Below are 15,689 nucleotides of genomic sequence, written 5' to 3'. Positions count from 1 at the left end.
CGGTCACGGTCGTGACCGCCACCACGGGGGTCGTGCTGAGCGGTCCCGACGCCACCACGGCCGACCGGACCGCCACTCCCGCCCTCGCCACCGCCGCCTGGACGCTCCCCTCCTTCGGTTCCCCGGAAGCGCGGGACATCCTGAGCGCCGAGTGGCAGCTGAACCTCGCCGGCCACTCCGGGCTGCTCCACTTCCTGCGCACCCACCCGCTCCCCGGCGGTGCCGAGGTCCGGGAGGGCCGGTCGCCGTCGTACTTCCTGCTGGAGCGGACGAACGCCCCGGCGCTCGCGGTCACCCGCCAGGCCGAGGGCAGGGCCACGTCCGCCGAACGCGCCAACCCCTGCTCCTGGCAGAACCCCGGCGGCGGGTCCGTCCCCCTGCCGGACACCGAATGCCACCCCGTGCCGCTGACCGACGGCTGGACGGGGTGGGTCCTCGGAGCCGGCGTGTACGGCTCGGTCACGCGGCACAACCAGATCCTGGTGATCAGCCCGGCGGGCGATGCCGTCGTCCTGGACTTCGCCCCGCTCTCCGGCCCCAGGACACCGGACCCGGCGGTCGTATCCCTCGATCAGCTGCGCGCCCTCGCCGCCGCGCCCGGCTTCGCCGAGGCGCTCACCGAGGGCTGGCAGACCATGCCGAGCGCCGTCCCCCGGTAGCCGTCCCCCGGTAGCCCGGCGACGATCCGCAGGACACGCCCTACTCCCCCTGCGGCCCGGCGAGGTTGCGGCTGAGCCACTGCAGCATGTCCGGGATCATCTTCTTGAAGTCGGTGGTGAGGTGCTTCCCGCCGGGCTGCTCGTAGTACTCGACCGTGAGCGGCGGCGCGGCCTTGGCGGCCCAGCCCTTGACGAGCTTCATCTCGTACGCGTTGGCGCCGCCGGCGGTGGCCAGCATCCGCACGTCGGCCTTGCCCTGGGAGACCAGCAGATCGGGGCTGTTGGCCTGGCGCTCGGTCTCGTGGCCCTTCCAGAGCGGCGAGTCCGGGTTGAAGTACCCGTCGATCGGGACGGCGGCCTTGAAGGTGTTCGGGTACTGGAGGGCCAGCTTGGCGCTGCAGAACGCGCCGGTGGAGGCGCCCATCAGGCCCCAGCCGTCGCGCCCCTTCACCGTGCGGAAGTTGGCGCGGACGAAGTCGGGGATGTCCTCGGCCATCCAGGTGCCCATCCTGGGCTGGCCCGGGATGTCGGCGCACTCCAGGGCCTTGGCCTCGTTGGAGTCCAGGTTCTGCACCGGCATGATCATGATGAAGGGGTGCGCCTTGCCCTGCTTGGCGAGCTCGGCGTCGACCTCCTGGATCGGCAGCTGGTTGTCGGTCCAGGTGTTGTAGCCGGCGCTCTGGCCGCCCGCGTACAGGGTGAGCACCGGGAAGCCGGTCCGGGCGTACTTGGGGTCGTTGTACTCCGGCGGGAGCCAGACCCAGACCTTGCCCGAGACCCCGGACTTGGGACCGTTCAGCGTGGTCACCATGATCTGGCCGGCGGCGGTGTCCCGGGCCTTGCCGAACGCGGCGGCCGGGCCGGTCGGCATCAGCACCTTGCCGGAGGCCGTGGGCGGGGCGGTGGTGGCCGGCGCCGCCGGGCCCGAACCCGCCGCCGGGGAACCGGGGGCGGAGGAGGACGCGCCGGACGACGAGGACGAGGACGAGGAAGCGGAGGACGACGAGGACGCCGTGCCGCCGGAACCGCCCTTCGCCGAGTCCCCCTTGCTGCCGCCGTCCGAACTGCCGCAGGCCGCCAGCGCGGCAGCCAGGGTGAAGACGGTGGCGCCGGTCAGCACGGCGCGGAAACGGGAGGACTGCGGCTGCACGGTGAGAACTCTCCGACCGGTGTCGCGCCCGCTCCCCACGGAGCCGGGCGGTGGCCCCCGGGTGGGGCCGGACAGGCCCGGGGTGCGGCGGTGCGCGGGACCCCGGGAGACTGCGCGCCGCCCTCGCGGCGGCGTGCTGCCCTGCGATCTTATGACGTGGGCCGTCATGGACCGGTTGCGCGTCGGCCTGCGGCGATCCAACGTTTGTTCCCGATCGGGTAAAGCCTCCGGCCGACCCCCGCCGAGCGGCGGATGCCGCCCCCGCCGCCCGGCGGGGGCCCGCCCGGTCGGCCGAGCGCGCACGGCGGCGGCGGGGCGTGCGGAGCGCCGCCCGCCCGGCCGGCGGGCCCCTCCCGGTCGTGACGCCGGGCCCCGGATCCGCGACGATCGAGCCGGGCGGCCGCGCGCCCCGCACCGCCGCACCCGCACCCGCACCCGCACCCGCACCCGCACCAACCCGACCCCCGCCCCGCCCCGCCCCGCCCCGCCCCGCCCGAGGAGCCAGACATGTTGGAACGCATCGCCGTCGTCACCGGAGCAGGCAGCGGCATCGGCCGGGCCGTCGCGAGGGAGCTCGCCGCCGCCGGCTGGTGGCTGGTGCTGGCCGGGCGGCGGGCGGAGCCGCTGCGGGAGACCGCCGCACTGAGCGGCGGCGAGACGGCCGTGGTGCCGACCGACGTCACCGATCCGGCCGCCGTGGACGCGCTGTTCGCCGCCGCCACCGGGCGCTTCGGCCGGGTGGACCTGCTCTTCAACAACGCGGGCACCTTCGGCACCCCGGCCGCCGTGGACGAGCTGGACGTCGCCGCCTGGCGGGCCGTGGTCGACCTCAACCTGACCGGCGCCTTCCTCTGCGCCCGCGCCGCGTTCCGGCAGATGCGGGCCCAGGAGCCGCAGGGCGGCCGGATCATCAACAACGGCTCGGTCTCGGCGCACGCGCCGCGCCCGCGTTCGGTCGCCTACACCGCGACCAAGCACGCCGTGACGGGCCTGACCAAGTCCCTGTCGCTGGACGGCCGTCCGTACCGGATCGCCTGCGGGCAGATCGACATCGGCAACGCCGCGACCGACATGACGGCCGCGATGAGCACCGGCGTGCCCCAGGCGGACGGCCGGCTCGCGGTGGAGCCGACCATGGACGTCGCCGACGTGGCCCGCACGGTGCGGCACATGGCGGAGCTGCCGCTGGAGGCCAATGTGCAGTTCGCCACGGTGATGGCGAGCGCCATGCCGTACATCGGCCGGGGCTGACCGGCGCGAACCGCGGCCCGGGGGCGACGGGCACCGCGAAGGTCCCGCCGCTCCCGGGGTCCCGCCACGCCCGCCGCTCCCGCCACCCTGCCGCCCTACCGCCCTGCCGCCCCGGGGTCCCGCCGCCGCCCCCCAAAAAACTCGTGTGCGACTTTCCGGCCCGCCACGGCGTGGAGAAGGGAAGGAACACCACGAGTACGGGAGAACGGCATGAGCAGGAACGCGGACGCCTTCGAGGAGTTCGCGGCCAACCGCGCCGGACGTCTCTTCCAGGTCGCCTACCTGATGTGCGGGGACTGGCACCAGGCCCAGGACCTCGTCCAGACCACGCTCGCCAAGCTCTACTCGGTCTGGGGCCGGCTGCGCCGCGGCGACGACGAGCCGTCGATCGACGCCTACGCCCGCAAGGTGCTGCTCCGCTGCTACCTCTCCCACCGCCGGCTGCGCCGCTCCGGCGAGATCGCCGTCGCCGAGCTGCCGGACTCCCCCGGCGGCCCGGACGGCCACCCGGTCGCGGGCGCGGACCTGCGGCTCACCCTGGTCGCCGCGCTCCGCACGCTGCCGCCGCGCAACCGCGCCGTCGTCGTGCTGCGCTACCTGGAGGACCACCCGATCGAGGCGGTGGCCGAGATGCTCGGCACCACCCCGGCCGCCGTCAAGGGCCTCTCCACCCGCTCCCTCGCCCGGCTGCGCGAGATCCTGGCCGACGACCGCGAACTGTTGCTCCGCCCCTGAGCCGGGCCGCCCCCGGCGCCCGCGCCTCCCACCACCTTCCCGCCGTTCCCCGCACCCCAGGAGCTCCGCCCCATGGCCCCCGACCCGGCCCCCGACCCGGACATCGAGCACGACCTGGGCCGTCTGCTCGCCGACAGCGTCCAGGGCCTGCGCCCGCCGGTCGCCGTGATGGTCGCCGAGGCCACCCGGCACGGCCGCGTGCTGCGCCGTCGCCGCCGGCTGGCCACCGCCGCCTCGGCCGCCGCCGTCCTCGCACTGGCCGTCACCGTCACCCTCACCGCCCTGCCCGCCCTCGCCGGAAGCGACGCGGCGCCGGCCGGGCCGACCTCGTCCGGCGCCACCGCGGCCGCTGCCCCGGAGCTGCGCGCCCGGCAGACCGCCGCCATGCGCACCGAGCTGACCAGGCTGACCGGCCCCGGCGTCCGGCTGGAGAGCGAGCCCGGCGCCGACCAGCTCACCCTGGACCCGGCCGCCGACTCCGTGCTCTGGACCCGCTACGACGACGGCCGGGGCGCCGTCACCCTCTCGGTCGAGGTGCACGGACCGGCCTCGAAGGCCGCCGGGCCGTCCTGCGCCGAGCGCGCCGACGCGGCCCGCGCGGCCGGCTACCGCTGCGAGACGGCCCCCGGGCCGGGCCCGGAGCCGCAGGTCGTCGAGGTCCTGACGACCGCCGACAGCGGCTGGCTCACCTACCGGATCTGGACGCCCTTCCCGGACGGCACCCGGGTCGGCCTCGCCGTCCACAACGGCACCCTGCACGAGGCCGACGACCCCTCGCTCAACTCGCGCCGCACCCGGGACGCCCCGCCGCTGGACCTGCCGCGCTGGCAGCGGATCGCCGCCGACGCGGCCTGGGCCCGGCTCCCGGGGCTGGCCCCGAGGAGCTGACGGCCCCGGCGCGCGGCACCGGAGGACGACACAGGAGGACGACACAGGGCCCGGCGGTCGTACCCGCCGGGCCCTGCCCCTGTCTCACCTGGTTTCCGCCGGCCTCACCGGCGGCAGGTCAGCTCGTGGCCACCGAGGTGTCGTCGATCACGAAGCTGGTCTGCAGCGAGGCGTCCTCGGTGCCGGTGAACTTGACGGTCACCGTCTGGCCCGCGTAGGCCGACAGGTCGAAGGTCCGCAGCTGGTAGCCGGCGGCCGCGTCGGCGTTGGAGTAGGTCTTCAGCGTGGTGCCGTTGACCTGCACGGTCAGCTTGTCGTACACCGTCGAGCCGGACTCGCCCGAGTCGATGTGCAGGTAGAAGCTCAGGGTCGCCCTGCAGCCGGACGGGATGGAGACCGTCTGCGACAGCGTGTCCGTGTGGGTCGAGCCGTAGCCGTTCAGCCACGCCTTCCACGAACCGCCGTGCGCCGCCTGCGACGCCGAGTTGTCCACCACACCGCTGGAGGCGGTCCACGGCGCGGCCGAGCCCGTCTCGAAGCCGGCGTTGCCGAGCAGCTGCGCCGGCGTGCAGGTGCTGCTGGAGTCGGTGACCGTCCAGGTGAAGCTCGCGGTCCCGGTCTTGTTGGCCGAGTCCTTGGCGGTCACGGTGACGTTGGAGGTGCCGAGGGCGGTCGGGGTGCCGGTGACCGCGCCGGTGGAGGCGTTGATCGACAGACCGGCCGGCAGGCCGGTGGCCGAGTAGGTCAGCGGGGCGGTGCCGCCGCTGGCCTGGATCGCCAGGTTGACCGCGGTGTTGATCTTGGTGCTCTGGTTGCCCGGGTTGGTGACGGTGACGCCGCCCGGGTTCGGCGGCACGGTGCCCACGTTGACGCCGGCCCACGCGGTGCCGACCGCGATCACCTCGGGGCTGCCCGCCCCGTAGATGGCCTTGGCGGCGTTCTCCGTCGCGGTGCGCGCCTGGGCGTAGTTGGTGGTGGAGGTCATGAACCCGGTCAGCGCCTTGTACCAGATCTGCAGCGCCTTGTCCCGGCCGATGCCGGTGACGGTGACGTTGTTGGCGGTCGGGCTGTTGTAGCTGACGCCGTTGATCACCTTGGCGCCGCTGCCCTCGGCCAGCAGGTAGAAGAAGTGGTTGGCGACGCCGGACGAGTAGTGCACGTCCAGGTTGCCGACGCCCGAGTACCAGGAGTCGGCGGAGCGGCCGTCCTTGGAGGGCTTGTCCATGTAGCGCAGCGGCGTGCCGTTGCCGTTGATGTCGATGAGCTCGCCGACCAGGTAGTCCGGGTTGTCCTTCGCCAGGTTGGCGTAGAACTCGACCGCGTTGCCGAAGATGTCCGAGGTGGCCTCGTTGAGGCCGCCGGACTCGCCCGAGTAGTTGAGGTTGGCGGTCGCGGAGGTGACGCCGTGGCTCATCTCGTGACCGGCCACGTCCAGCTCGGTCAGCGGGTGGGTGTCCCCGTCACCGTCGCCGTAGGTCATGCAGAAGCAGCCGTCTTCCCAGAAGGCGTTGACGTAGCCGGTGTCGTAGTGGACCCGGCTGAAGGCGCCGACGCCGTCGTTGCGGATGCCGCTGCGGCCGAAGGTGTTCTTGTAGAAGTCCCAGGTGGCGGCGGCGCCGTACTGGGCGTCGACCGCGGCGGACTCGCGGTTGGTCGCCGCCCCGTTGCCCCAGGTGTCGCTGGACTTGGAGAACAGCGTGCCGTTGCCGGTGGTCCGGTTGCCCATGTCGGTGGTGTACTGCCCGCCGCGGGTGCCGTCCTTGAGCTGGTACGAGGACCCGCTCTGGGTGGTGGTCAGCGGCACGTTGCCGACGAAGACGCCGTTGCCGGTACCCGTCTTGACGCCCTCGACCTTGCTGAGCACGGCACCGGTGGCCGCGTCGGTGACGACCCTGAGCCGGCTCGGGGTGCCGTTCTCCTGCTTGCCGGAGACGACGGTCTCCCAGGCGAGCCTCGGGGTGCCCTCGGCGGCCCAGACGACCAGGCGCGGGGCGTTGTCGAGCGCGGCGCCGGCCTCGGAGGCGAGCGCGGCCTCCTGGGCCTTCGGCGCGGCGAGCTTCGGCGTGGTGCTGACGCCGCTCAGCACGGCCTCGCTGGCCTTGGTCACGCCCGTGGTGGCACCGGTGGCGTCCTGGTGGACGATCAGGTCGCCGCCGAGCACCGGCAGGCCGGCGTAGGTGCGCTCGTAGCGCAGGTGGCGGGCGCCGTTGGCGTCCTGGACGACGTCCTTGGTGACCAGCTTCTCGTCGCCGGTCAGGCCCAGGGTCTGGGCGAGGCCGGAGGTCTGCTGGTTCGCGGAGGCGATCAGCTCCGCCCGGTTCGCCTGCTGCGCTGCGACGGCCGACGGCGCGTCGGGGGTGGCCGCCTGCGCGATGACCGGGATGCCGGTCACCAGCAAGGCAGTGGAAGCGGCCATGACAATGGCTGCCTTCCGGGCGTGGGCGTAACGGGACATGCGGACTCCTTCTCCGACCGCCGCGGGGTTCGCGGCGGTGGACAGAACCTGGCCGCGGGGTTGCGGCCCAGTGGGGGCCCGCGCCGCCGATACGCGGCGCGGGTGCGGTTGCGGAGCGAGGTGGTCGAGCGTTCTCCGGCAGGGGGACGCGCTGTTCCGGACCTGGGACAGCCGCAGCGGGGGGTGGGGCCCCCTCGTCAGCAGCCGGAGGAATCGTGGCAGCAAACGAGCCGTTAATGACAGATGCATGCCATGGATTGGCCGATTAGCTACCGGCCCGTACGTCCACCGGGGCGCCACCGGTGTTACGGGCGCAAGAACTCACGAAGATCGTTTTCATTTTCGGCGAAAAGGTTTGATCACCCCCGGTGGGCACTGACCAGCGCTCAGGGCCCACCCCGGGACCGCCGCCCGGCCGGCACCCGGCCGACGGCGCCGCACGGGCGCGGCACCTCACCTTTCCAGCCGTGCCAGGGGCGATTTCCGGCCGACTCCATACATTGAATGGAACCGCCGGCGGCCGAAAACGGTACGGACACCGTCCACCGGACCCGGCGGACCGGCACCGGGGAAGATCGTTCCCGGCATTTCCCACCCCCGATTGCGCCACCCGGCCCCTCCGGCATGACAATGGGACGTATGCCCGTCCCACCGGTCCGCCCCGGACCCGACCGCACCCCCTGCCCCGGGGGGAGCCGTCCCCTACCACCGGAGGGGGACAGCCGGTGAAGAATCCACTTCCAGAGGATGAGCAGACGGCTACGGGACGTCTGGCAGACTTCTCGTCCATGGGGGAACCGACCGAGATCCAGCAGAACGGCGGCCGCATGCCCGACGGAGCCACCCGCGCGGCACGTACCCGCACCGCCGCGCTGCGCGACCGCGTCCGGGAGCAGCGCCGTTCGCCGGCGCGGCCGAGGATCTGGTTCGAGCTGGCCCTGATCGGCCTCAGCTACTGGATCTACTCGCTGGTGCGCAACGCCGTCCCCGAACAGGAGTCGGTCGCGCAGAAGCACGCCGGCTGGATCTGGGACCTGGAGAAGTCCCTCGGCGTCGCCGTCGAGCGCTCGGTGAACCACGCCGTCGACAGCGTCGGCTGGCTGATCACCGGGATGAACTACTACTACGCGACGCTGCACTTCATCGTGACCATCGGCGTCCTGGTCTGGATCTACCGGTGGCACCCGGGCCGCTACGCCGCCGTGCGCACGGTGCTGTTCGTCACCACCGCGATCGCCCTGGTCGGCTTCTACTTCTTCCCGCTGGCCCCGCCCCGGCTGATGACCGACGGCGGCTTCATCGACACCGTGAAGGCCCACGGCACCTGGGGCTCGATGGCCTCGGGACCGGCCACCCACGTCTCCAACCAGTTCGCCGCGATGCCCTCGATGCACATCGGCTGGTCGACGTGGTGCGGTCTGACCATCTTCTTCCTGGCCCGCCGGACCTGGGTCCGGGTGCTGGGCCTGCTCTACCCGGTGGCGACCCTGGTGGTCATCGTCGCGACCGCCAACCACTTCTGGATGGACGCCGTCGGCGGCCTGCTGTGCCTGCTGGTCGGCTTCCTGGCCGCCCGCTGGCTCTACCACTCCTGGGTCCACCGGCTCCCGCGGGTCCCGGCCCGGGAGAGCGCCGAGCCGGAGAACTCCGAGCCGGTCACCGTCCCGGAGCAGTGGAGCGAACCCGCGGTGACCACCGCGCGGCGGTAGCACGGACGACAGGAGGGGCCCCGGGCGTCCGGGGCCCCTTCCGCGTCTCCCCTGCCCGCCCCCTTACCCGGGCCCCACCCCCGCCTTCACCTCCGTCCTCGCCCTCGCCCTCACCCGTAGAACAGCCGCTCCACCACCGACCGGGCCCGCCGGGTGGTCCGCCGGTAGTCGTCCACCAGCTCGCCGCTGTGCCCGGCCCCGTACCCCAGGTAGCGGGCCACCCCCGCCAGCTCCCGGGCGTCCGCCGGGAAGGAGTCGCCCGGCCGGCCGCGCACCAGCATCACCGCCGAACGCACCCGGGAGGCCAGCACCCAGGCCGCGTCCAGCACCGCCGCGTCCTGCGCCGCGACCAGTCCGGCCCCGGCCGCCGCCGCCAGCGCCGCCCTGGTCCGGGTGGTGCGCAGCTCCGGCAGTTCGTGCCCGTGCCGCAGCTGGAGCAGCTGGACGGTCCACTCGACGTCCGCGAGCCCGCCCCGGCCGATCTTGGTGTGGGTGGTCGGGTCGGCGCCGCGCGGCAGCCGCTCCGCCTCGATCCGGGCCTTGATCCGGCGGATCTCCAGCAGGTCCCGCTCCGGCACCCCGTCCCCGGGGTAGCGGAGCGGGTCGATCAGCTGCCGGAACCGCTCCCCCAGCTCCGGGTCCCCGGCGACCGGCTCGGCCCGCAGCAGCGCCTGGCTCTCCCAGGCGTGCGACCAGCGCCGGTAGTAGGCCGCGTACGAGCCGAGCGAGCGCACCAGCGGCCCGTTGCGCCCCTCCGGCCGCAGGTCGGCGTCCACCTCCAGCGGCGGCTCGGTGGACGGCGCGGCCAGCAGGGCGCGCAGCTCCAGGCAGACCGCCCGGGCGGCCCGGGCGGCGTCCTCCTCCAGCGACCCGAGCAGCGGCTCGTGGACGAAGAGCACGTCCGCGTCCGAGCCGTAGCCCAGCTCGTGCCCGCCGAAGCGGCCCATCGCGATCACCGCGATCCTGGTCGGCAGGTCGCCGTTGCGGGCCTCCCAGCCGGCCGTGCAGGCCCGCAGCGCGCCCTGCAGGGTGGCGGCGTTGAGCGCGGTGAGCGCCTCCCCTGCGGTGTCCAGAGCCCGCGCCGGGTCCTCGTCGAGCCGCCCGAGCACATCGGCGGCGGCGGTGCGGAACAGCTCGCGGCGGCGCACCGACCGGACGGCGGCCACCGCCGCGGCCGTCGAGTCGGCCCGGCGGACGGCGGCAAGCACCTCCTGCTCCAGCGCGGCCCGCCCGCGCGGCACCAGGCCCTGCGCGTCGCCGAGCATGGCGACCGCCTCGGGCGCGCGCAGCAGCAGGTCGGGGGCGAGCCGGCCGGCCGACAGCACCCGGGCCAACTGCTCGGCCGCGGCGCTCTCGTCGCGCAGCAGCCGCAGGTACCAGGGGGTGCGGCCGAGCGCGTCGGAGACCTGGCGGAAGTTGAGCAGTCCGGCGTCCGGGTCGGCGGAGTCGGCGAACCAGCCGAGCAGCACCGGCAGCAGGGTCCGCTGGATGGCGGCCTTGCGGCTGACCCCGGCGGCCAGTGCACTGAGGTGGCGCAGCGCGGCGGCCGGGTCGGCGTAGCCGAGCGCCTCCAGGCGGGCCCGGGCCGCGTCCGGGCGCAGGCCGGCCGCGCCGGGGGGCAGCTCGGCGACGGCGTCCAGCAGCGGCCGGTAGAACAGCTTCTCGTGCAGCCGGCGCACCTCGACGGCGTGCCGCTTCCACTCCCGCTGGAGCGCGGCGACCGGGTCGGCCCGGGTGTCGTCGTTGATCAGCGGGGCGAGCGAGCGGGCAAGCCGGCGCAGGTCCTCCTCGGCGGTGGGCATCAGGTGGGTGCGGCGCAGCCGGTGCAGCTGGATCCGGTGCTCCAGGGAACGCAGGAACCGGTAGGCGGCGTCCAGCGAGGCGGCGTCGGCGCGGCCCACGTAGCCGCCGCGGGAGAGCGCGGCGAGCGCCTCCAGGGTGTTGCCGCTGCGCAGTGCCTCGTCGGTGCGGCCGTGCACCAGCTGGAGCAGCTGGACGGAGAACTCGACGTCCCGCAGGCCGCCGGGGCCGAGCTTGAGCTGGCGGTCCAGCTCGGTGACCGGGATCGAGTCGATCACCCGGCGGCGCATCTGCTGCACGTCGGCGACGAAGTTCTCCCGGGCGGCGGCCTGCCAGACCATCGGTGCCAGCGCGGCGGTGTAGGCCTCGCCGAGCTCCCGGTCGCCGGCCACCGGGCGGGCCTTCAGCAGCGCCTGGAACTCCCAGGTCTTGGCCCAGCGCTGGTAGTACGCGAGGTGGCTGGCCAGGGTGCGGACCAGCGGGCCGTTGCGGCCCTCGGGGCGCAGGTTGGCGTCCACCGGCCAGATGGTGCCCTCGCCGGTGGTGTCGGCGCAGAGCCGGGTGAGCGCGGCGGCCAGCCGGGTGGCGGCCGCGGTCGCCTCCTGCTCGTCGGCGCCCTCGCGCGGTTCGGCCACGAAGACGACGTCGACGTCGGAGACGTAGTTGAGCTCGCGCCCGCCGCACTTGCCCATGCCGATCACGGCGAGCCGACAGGCCGCGGCGGCGTCCGGCTCCTGGGCGGCGGCGAGGTCGAGGGCGGTCTGCAGGGTGGCGCCGGCCAGGTCGGCGAGTTCGGCGGCGGTCTGGGCGAGGTCGGTGGTGCCGGTGAGGTCGCGGGCGGCGATCGCCAGCAGGCAGCGGCGGTAGCCGACGCGCAGCGCGTCGGCCGGGCGGCCGGTGGTGTCGGCGGCGACGGCCTCGGCGAGCGCGCGGCGGAAGTCCTCCGGGCCGGGGTGCATGTCGCGCAGCTCGAAGGTGACCAGGACGTGCCAGTCACGGGGGTGGCGGGCCAGGTGGTCGGCGAGCGCGGTGGACGCTCCGAGCACGCCGAGCAGCCGGTCGCGCAGCGGCTTGGAGGTGGTCAGGGTGTCGCGCAGGGTCCGCCGGTCGGCCGGCTCGGCGGCCTCCAGCAGCCGGGACAGGCCGAGCAGCGCGAGGTCGGGGTCGGCGGTGGCGCCGAGCGCGTCGATCAGCAGCGGGTCCGCGGCGAGCCCTTCGAGGGCCGGTTCGGCGAGCAGCCGCAACGCCCGTCCGGGATCGGTGAACCCGCGCCGCACCAGCCTGACCTCCGGCCGGCTGACCCGGCTGCCGGCCCGCTGTTCCTCCACCGTCATCGCCCCTCCGTCCGTCCGCCCCAGCAGGCTACGCGCCGCGGGGCCCTCCCGCCGGGCGTGACCGCTCGCCGGTCGCACTCGTTCACCCGGCGTCGTCCCGTCCGTCCCGCCCGTCCGTCCCGGCCCGGCGCGGTCGGTCCCGTGTCCTGGCCACCGTTGCACGTCCCCTCCCTCCCCGTCCCCGTTCCCCCGTCCGCCGGAGCGCCCGATGCCCAGCCGTCTGCCCTCGCTCACCGGGCTGCGCTTCTGGGCCGCGCTGCTGGTGGTGCTCTACCACCTGTCGCGCAAGGTCGGCGAGCTGCCGGTGCTCGGCCCGCTCGCCTGGTACGGGCGCTCGGGCGTCACCTTCTTCTTCGTCCTGTCCGGCTTCGTCCTCGCCTGGACCTACCGGGACGCGGCCGTGCCCGCCCGGTCCTTCGGCCGCCGCCGGTTCGCCCGGATCTGGCCGCTGCACGCGCTGACCACCGCGCTGTCGCTGGGCGCGGACGCCGCGCTGGGCCTGGCCGTCCCGCTGGCGGCGGCCCTCTGGTCGCTGCCGCTGCTGCACACCTGGGCGCAGGACACCGTCTTCGGCGGCAACCCCGCGTCCTGGTCGCTGGGCGCGGAGGCCTGGTTCTACCTGCTGTTCCCCCTGCTGCTGCGGCTGCTGGCCCCGCGCCCGCGCGGCTGGCTGCCGCTGGCGGCGGCGTGCACGGCGCTGGGGCCGGCGCTCTGGGCGGCGGGCGCGCTGCTCCCGGACGATCCGGCGCTGCGCGGCTGGCTGCTGGACTACCTGCCGCTCACCCGCACCCCACAGTTCGTCCTCGGGGTGGTCACCGGGCTGGCCGTCCGGCACGGGCGGCTCCCCCGGGTGCCGCTGGGCGCGGCCGTCACGGCGGTGGCCGGCTGGCACCTGCTGCTGGTCCCCTGGCACTCGGCCGTCCCCGACAGCGCGTGGTGGGGCCCGTACAGCGCCGCCCAGCTGGTCCCGGCGCCGCTGTTCGCCGCCCTGCTGGCCGCCGCCGCCCGCCGCGACCTCGGACCGGGCGGCGGACCGCGCCTGCTGGCCGGGCGGACGGCCGTGCGGCTCGGCGAGTGGTCCTACGCCTGGTACCTGGTGCACGAGATCGGCATCCGCTGCTGGCTGCTGACGGCCGGCCGGCCCACCGGGACGGCCGCGCTGCTCGCCGTGGAGCTGCTGCTCGCGGCCGCGACCCTGGCGGCGGCGGGCGCCCTCTACCGGTGGGTGGAGCGCCCCTGCGAGCGGCTGCTGCGCGGCGCGCCCCGGCACCGCGGAACGCCGCTGCCGCACCGCCCGGCGGGGGTGGTGCGGCAGCGGCGCGCTCCGGCGGGCCGGGATCAGCCCTCCAGCGAGCCGTCCAGGTTCAGGTAGGCGTAGAAGACGCCGAGGTCGTAGCCGTCCTTGTCGGTGTCGAACTTGATGGTCAGTCCGGTGTCCCCGTTGCGCAGGAACGGCGAGATGTCCCAGCGGTTGGAGTCGTAACCGAAGTTGTTGCGGAAGTACGGGGTGCGGACGAACTGGTCCGCCGGGGTCAGCTCCTCGATGGTGGAGTTGAAGGCGTCGTTGGCGGCGTGGTTGACGTCCGAGAAGACCGCCTCCGGCCCGTTGGTGGACTTCACGGCCAGGGTGTCGCCGGTCCACTTCAGGTCTCCGTCGTAGACGACGAAGCCGAGCTTGCCGGCGACCGGCCCGGTGGCGGGGGTCCGCAGACCGGTGAGGTCGAACTGGCGGGCCGGGCTGTCCGGCAGCTCCACCTGGAAGCCGTCCCACAGGTGGACGTGGCGCAGCGGCTTGCACGGGTTCTCGTACGCCACCACGATCGTCCAGCCGCCCCAGCTGTGCGGCTTCACCACCGAGTCCATGTTGGCGACGGTGTAGCTGCCGTTGCCGGACCTCCGGACGAGGTCGGTGATGTCGGCGGAGGCCTGGTAGCTGCTCTCCTCGCTGGTGGTGATGTAGCCGATGGACGGCTGGTCGTTCTCGATGTTCCGGTACTGGGCCTCGCCCGGGACCTTGAGGTAGACCTCGTCGATCTGGCTCTCCGGCAGCACCGTGTCGCCGATGCCCCGGGTGCCGCCCCAGTACAGCCGGGCGTACTTGACCTGCGAGCCCTCCAGCAGCCCGAGGTCCGCCGAGCTGGCCGAGTAGATCTGGTCGCCGAGCGGGCCGATGCTGCCCGGATCGATGTTGACGTACTTCATCTGGTAGTTGTTGTTGATCGGGCGGCTGCCCGCGCCCGTCCGGGCGTCCACGCACGGCGGCTGCTCCGGGTCGACCGGCGGCTGGGTCTCGTCGCAGGTCATCAGGGTGTTGCTGATCCGCGTGACGGACCCGTGGAAGTCGCCCTCGAAGCGCGTGGTGAACGGCAGCGGGTTCGAGGCGATGGTGTCGGCGCGCAGCTCCGGCCCCTTGGGGCCCGACCCGCGGGCGTCCGCGACCGAGCCGGAGAGCAGCTGTCCCGCGACGGCGGCGACAGCCACACCGGTGATCCCGATCCGGCGGGCGAGCAGGCGGGCGGTGGCCGCGCGGCTGACGATGGAGGAGGGCATGAGGTCCTCTTCAGGGGGAGGGGAACGATCACGTTCATCGGATCACAACACACCGTCACGATCCCCTCACATACCGCCATCGGAGTACGGACCAACCCGAACAGCGGGCCCGCCGTCATCCATCCGAACGACAGCGGGCCCTGCGGTCCTTGACCGAACCCGATCCCCCGCCTACAGCACCTGGAGGTTCTTGCGCAGCTCGAACGGGGTGACCCTCGGCGACCATCCGACCTGGGGCTCTACAGAGACTGGAATCTCGCCTTGGCCTGGCCGCGCGAATCCCTGATTCACCGCCGACTATCGCCTGTTCCGGCACGACCCCAAGGGGAGCGGGTGATGTCCGGCCGGCCTCGCCGCCGCGGAGAGGGCCTCTGCGACTCACTCGAACGCCGAGACAACAGGATGGCGCTGAACTCAGCCCGCCACTGCTACGCCCGTCAGGTGCGCGAAGATCAATCCACCAACCGTACCCTCGCCGATACCGGCGACTACAGAGCGAACAGCCTTCCACCAGGCCCGTCCGGGGCCCTTTCCCTTAGCGCTCATGACGTTTCCCTTCGTCCGCGTCCTGCTGGACGCAGTGCTGTGCAAGGGAAGTCGGCAACAGAACGCGACGAACGCAAGCAGCGCGGAACCCAGCAGTGCCGGGCTCAGTTCAGCGCCGCGCCCAGTCTGCCACAAGCCCAGGTTCCGGAGGGGTCGAAAACTGGGGCATCGGCCCAGCGGTGGGCCAGGGCGCCCGCAGCGAGCGGTAACGAGCCCCCTTGAACCAGCAAGGAAGCTCGAAGCCCACACTGAACCACTCGTCGAAGAGTCGGTGACGACCTCTCAGGTTCCGTCCTCACCTCCGGCAGACAAGAAAGCAGCTGCTGTCGGAGCGGAGCCCTGCCGCACCTATCTGCGGATCGCCGACGCGATCGAGACCGCGATCAGCGGGGACCCCTACGTCCTGCTGGACGCCGGCGAGAACGTGAAGGCGCTGAGCAAGTACCTGGGGCACAGCGACCCCGGGTTCACGCTCCGGGTCTACACGCACCTGATGCCGAGCAGCGACGGCCGGACCCGCCGGGCCGTCGACCGGCTCTACGAAACGCTCGGATGGGCCGCCGGTCCACGGCCCGACGGCCCACAGGCGGCCCAGGGGGACTGAAGCGGGCC

Annotated in this window: 11 protein-coding genes; 7 read left to right on the top strand and 4 right to left on the bottom strand. The window is 73.8% G+C overall.

The features are described 5' to 3' along the window. Positions 1-659 (top strand): hypothetical protein (locus ACFCX4_RS25295; protein ID WP_376146543.1); only part of this gene is annotated, 659 nt, incomplete at its 5' end. 40 nt (positions 660-699) lie between these two features. Here ACFCX4_RS25295 and ACFCX4_RS25290 read toward each other — a convergent pair. Further along, positions 700-1,809 (bottom strand): alpha/beta hydrolase, encoded by a 1,110-nt coding sequence (locus ACFCX4_RS25290; RefSeq protein ID WP_376146541.1) that lies wholly within the window; start codon positions 1,807-1,809, stop codon positions 700-702. A 507-nt stretch (positions 1,810-2,316) separates the two neighbouring features. Here ACFCX4_RS25290 and ACFCX4_RS25285 point away from each other — a divergent pair. The 3 genes from ACFCX4_RS25285 to ACFCX4_RS25275 all read left to right on the top strand — a co-directional run bounded on the left by ACFCX4_RS25285 (position 2,317) and on the right by ACFCX4_RS25275 (position 4,683). Next, positions 2,317-3,060, top strand: coding sequence for an SDR family oxidoreductase (locus ACFCX4_RS25285; protein WP_376146538.1), 744 nt, complete (start codon positions 2,317-2,319; stop codon positions 3,058-3,060). 210 nt (positions 3,061-3,270) lie between these two features. Next, positions 3,271-3,795: a SigE family RNA polymerase sigma factor gene (locus ACFCX4_RS25280; protein ID WP_376146535.1), complete on the top strand. Its 525-nt coding sequence runs from the start codon at positions 3,271-3,273 to the stop codon at positions 3,793-3,795. Between the two features lie 72 nt (positions 3,796-3,867). Further along, positions 3,868-4,683, top strand: a complete 816-nt coding sequence (locus ACFCX4_RS25275) for a hypothetical protein (RefSeq protein WP_376146532.1) — start codon at positions 3,868-3,870, stop codon at positions 4,681-4,683. Positions 4,684-4,801: 118 nt separating this feature from the next. On the opposite strand, the gene ACFCX4_RS25270 is transcribed toward ACFCX4_RS25275, so the two are convergent. Next, on the bottom strand, positions 4,802-7,099 hold the full coding sequence (locus tag ACFCX4_RS25270) for a M4 family metallopeptidase (RefSeq protein ID WP_376146529.1): 2,298 nt from the start codon (positions 7,097-7,099) through the stop codon (positions 4,802-4,804). 827 nt (positions 7,100-7,926) lie between these two features. On the opposite strand from ACFCX4_RS25270, the gene ACFCX4_RS25265 reads away from it, so the two are divergent. Then, on the top strand, positions 7,927-8,847 hold the full coding sequence (locus ACFCX4_RS25265; protein ID WP_376146526.1) for a phosphatase PAP2 family protein: 921 nt from the start codon (positions 7,927-7,929) through the stop codon (positions 8,845-8,847). Positions 8,848-8,957: 110 nt separating this feature from the next. Here ACFCX4_RS25265 and ACFCX4_RS25260 read toward each other — a convergent pair whose 3' ends face one another. Then, on the bottom strand, positions 8,958-11,981 hold the full coding sequence (locus ACFCX4_RS25260) for a bifunctional [glutamine synthetase] adenylyltransferase/[glutamine synthetase]-adenylyl-L-tyrosine phosphorylase (protein WP_376146523.1): 3,024 nt from the start codon (positions 11,979-11,981) through the stop codon (positions 8,958-8,960). A 208-nt stretch (positions 11,982-12,189) separates the two neighbouring features. Here ACFCX4_RS25260 and ACFCX4_RS25255 point away from each other — a divergent pair, with 208 nt between their 5' ends. Next, entirely contained in the window at positions 12,190-13,353 is a 1,164-nt protein-coding gene (locus ACFCX4_RS25255) for an acyltransferase family protein (RefSeq protein WP_376146520.1), read from the top strand. On the opposite strand, the gene ACFCX4_RS25250 is transcribed toward ACFCX4_RS25255, so the two are convergent. Further along, positions 13,320-14,531 (bottom strand): hypothetical protein, encoded by a 1,212-nt coding sequence (locus ACFCX4_RS25250; RefSeq protein ID WP_376146517.1) that lies wholly within the window; start codon positions 14,529-14,531, stop codon positions 13,320-13,322. The genes ACFCX4_RS25255 and ACFCX4_RS25250 overlap by 34 nt on opposite strands. 817 nt (positions 14,532-15,348) lie before the next feature. Between ACFCX4_RS25250 and ACFCX4_RS25245 the strand changes: the two genes are divergently transcribed. Next, on the top strand, positions 15,349-15,681 hold the full coding sequence (locus ACFCX4_RS25245) for a hypothetical protein (protein WP_376146514.1): 333 nt from the start codon (positions 15,349-15,351) through the stop codon (positions 15,679-15,681). Positions 15,682-15,689 lie beyond the last annotated feature (8 nt).

Source organism: Kitasatospora sp. NPDC056327 (genome assembly GCF_042261735.1).
GTDB lineage: Bacteria > Actinomycetota > Actinomycetes > Streptomycetales > Streptomycetaceae > Kitasatospora.
The sequence above is the reverse complement of the archived record's forward strand: the minus strand, read 5'-3'. Positions and strand labels throughout refer to the sequence as shown.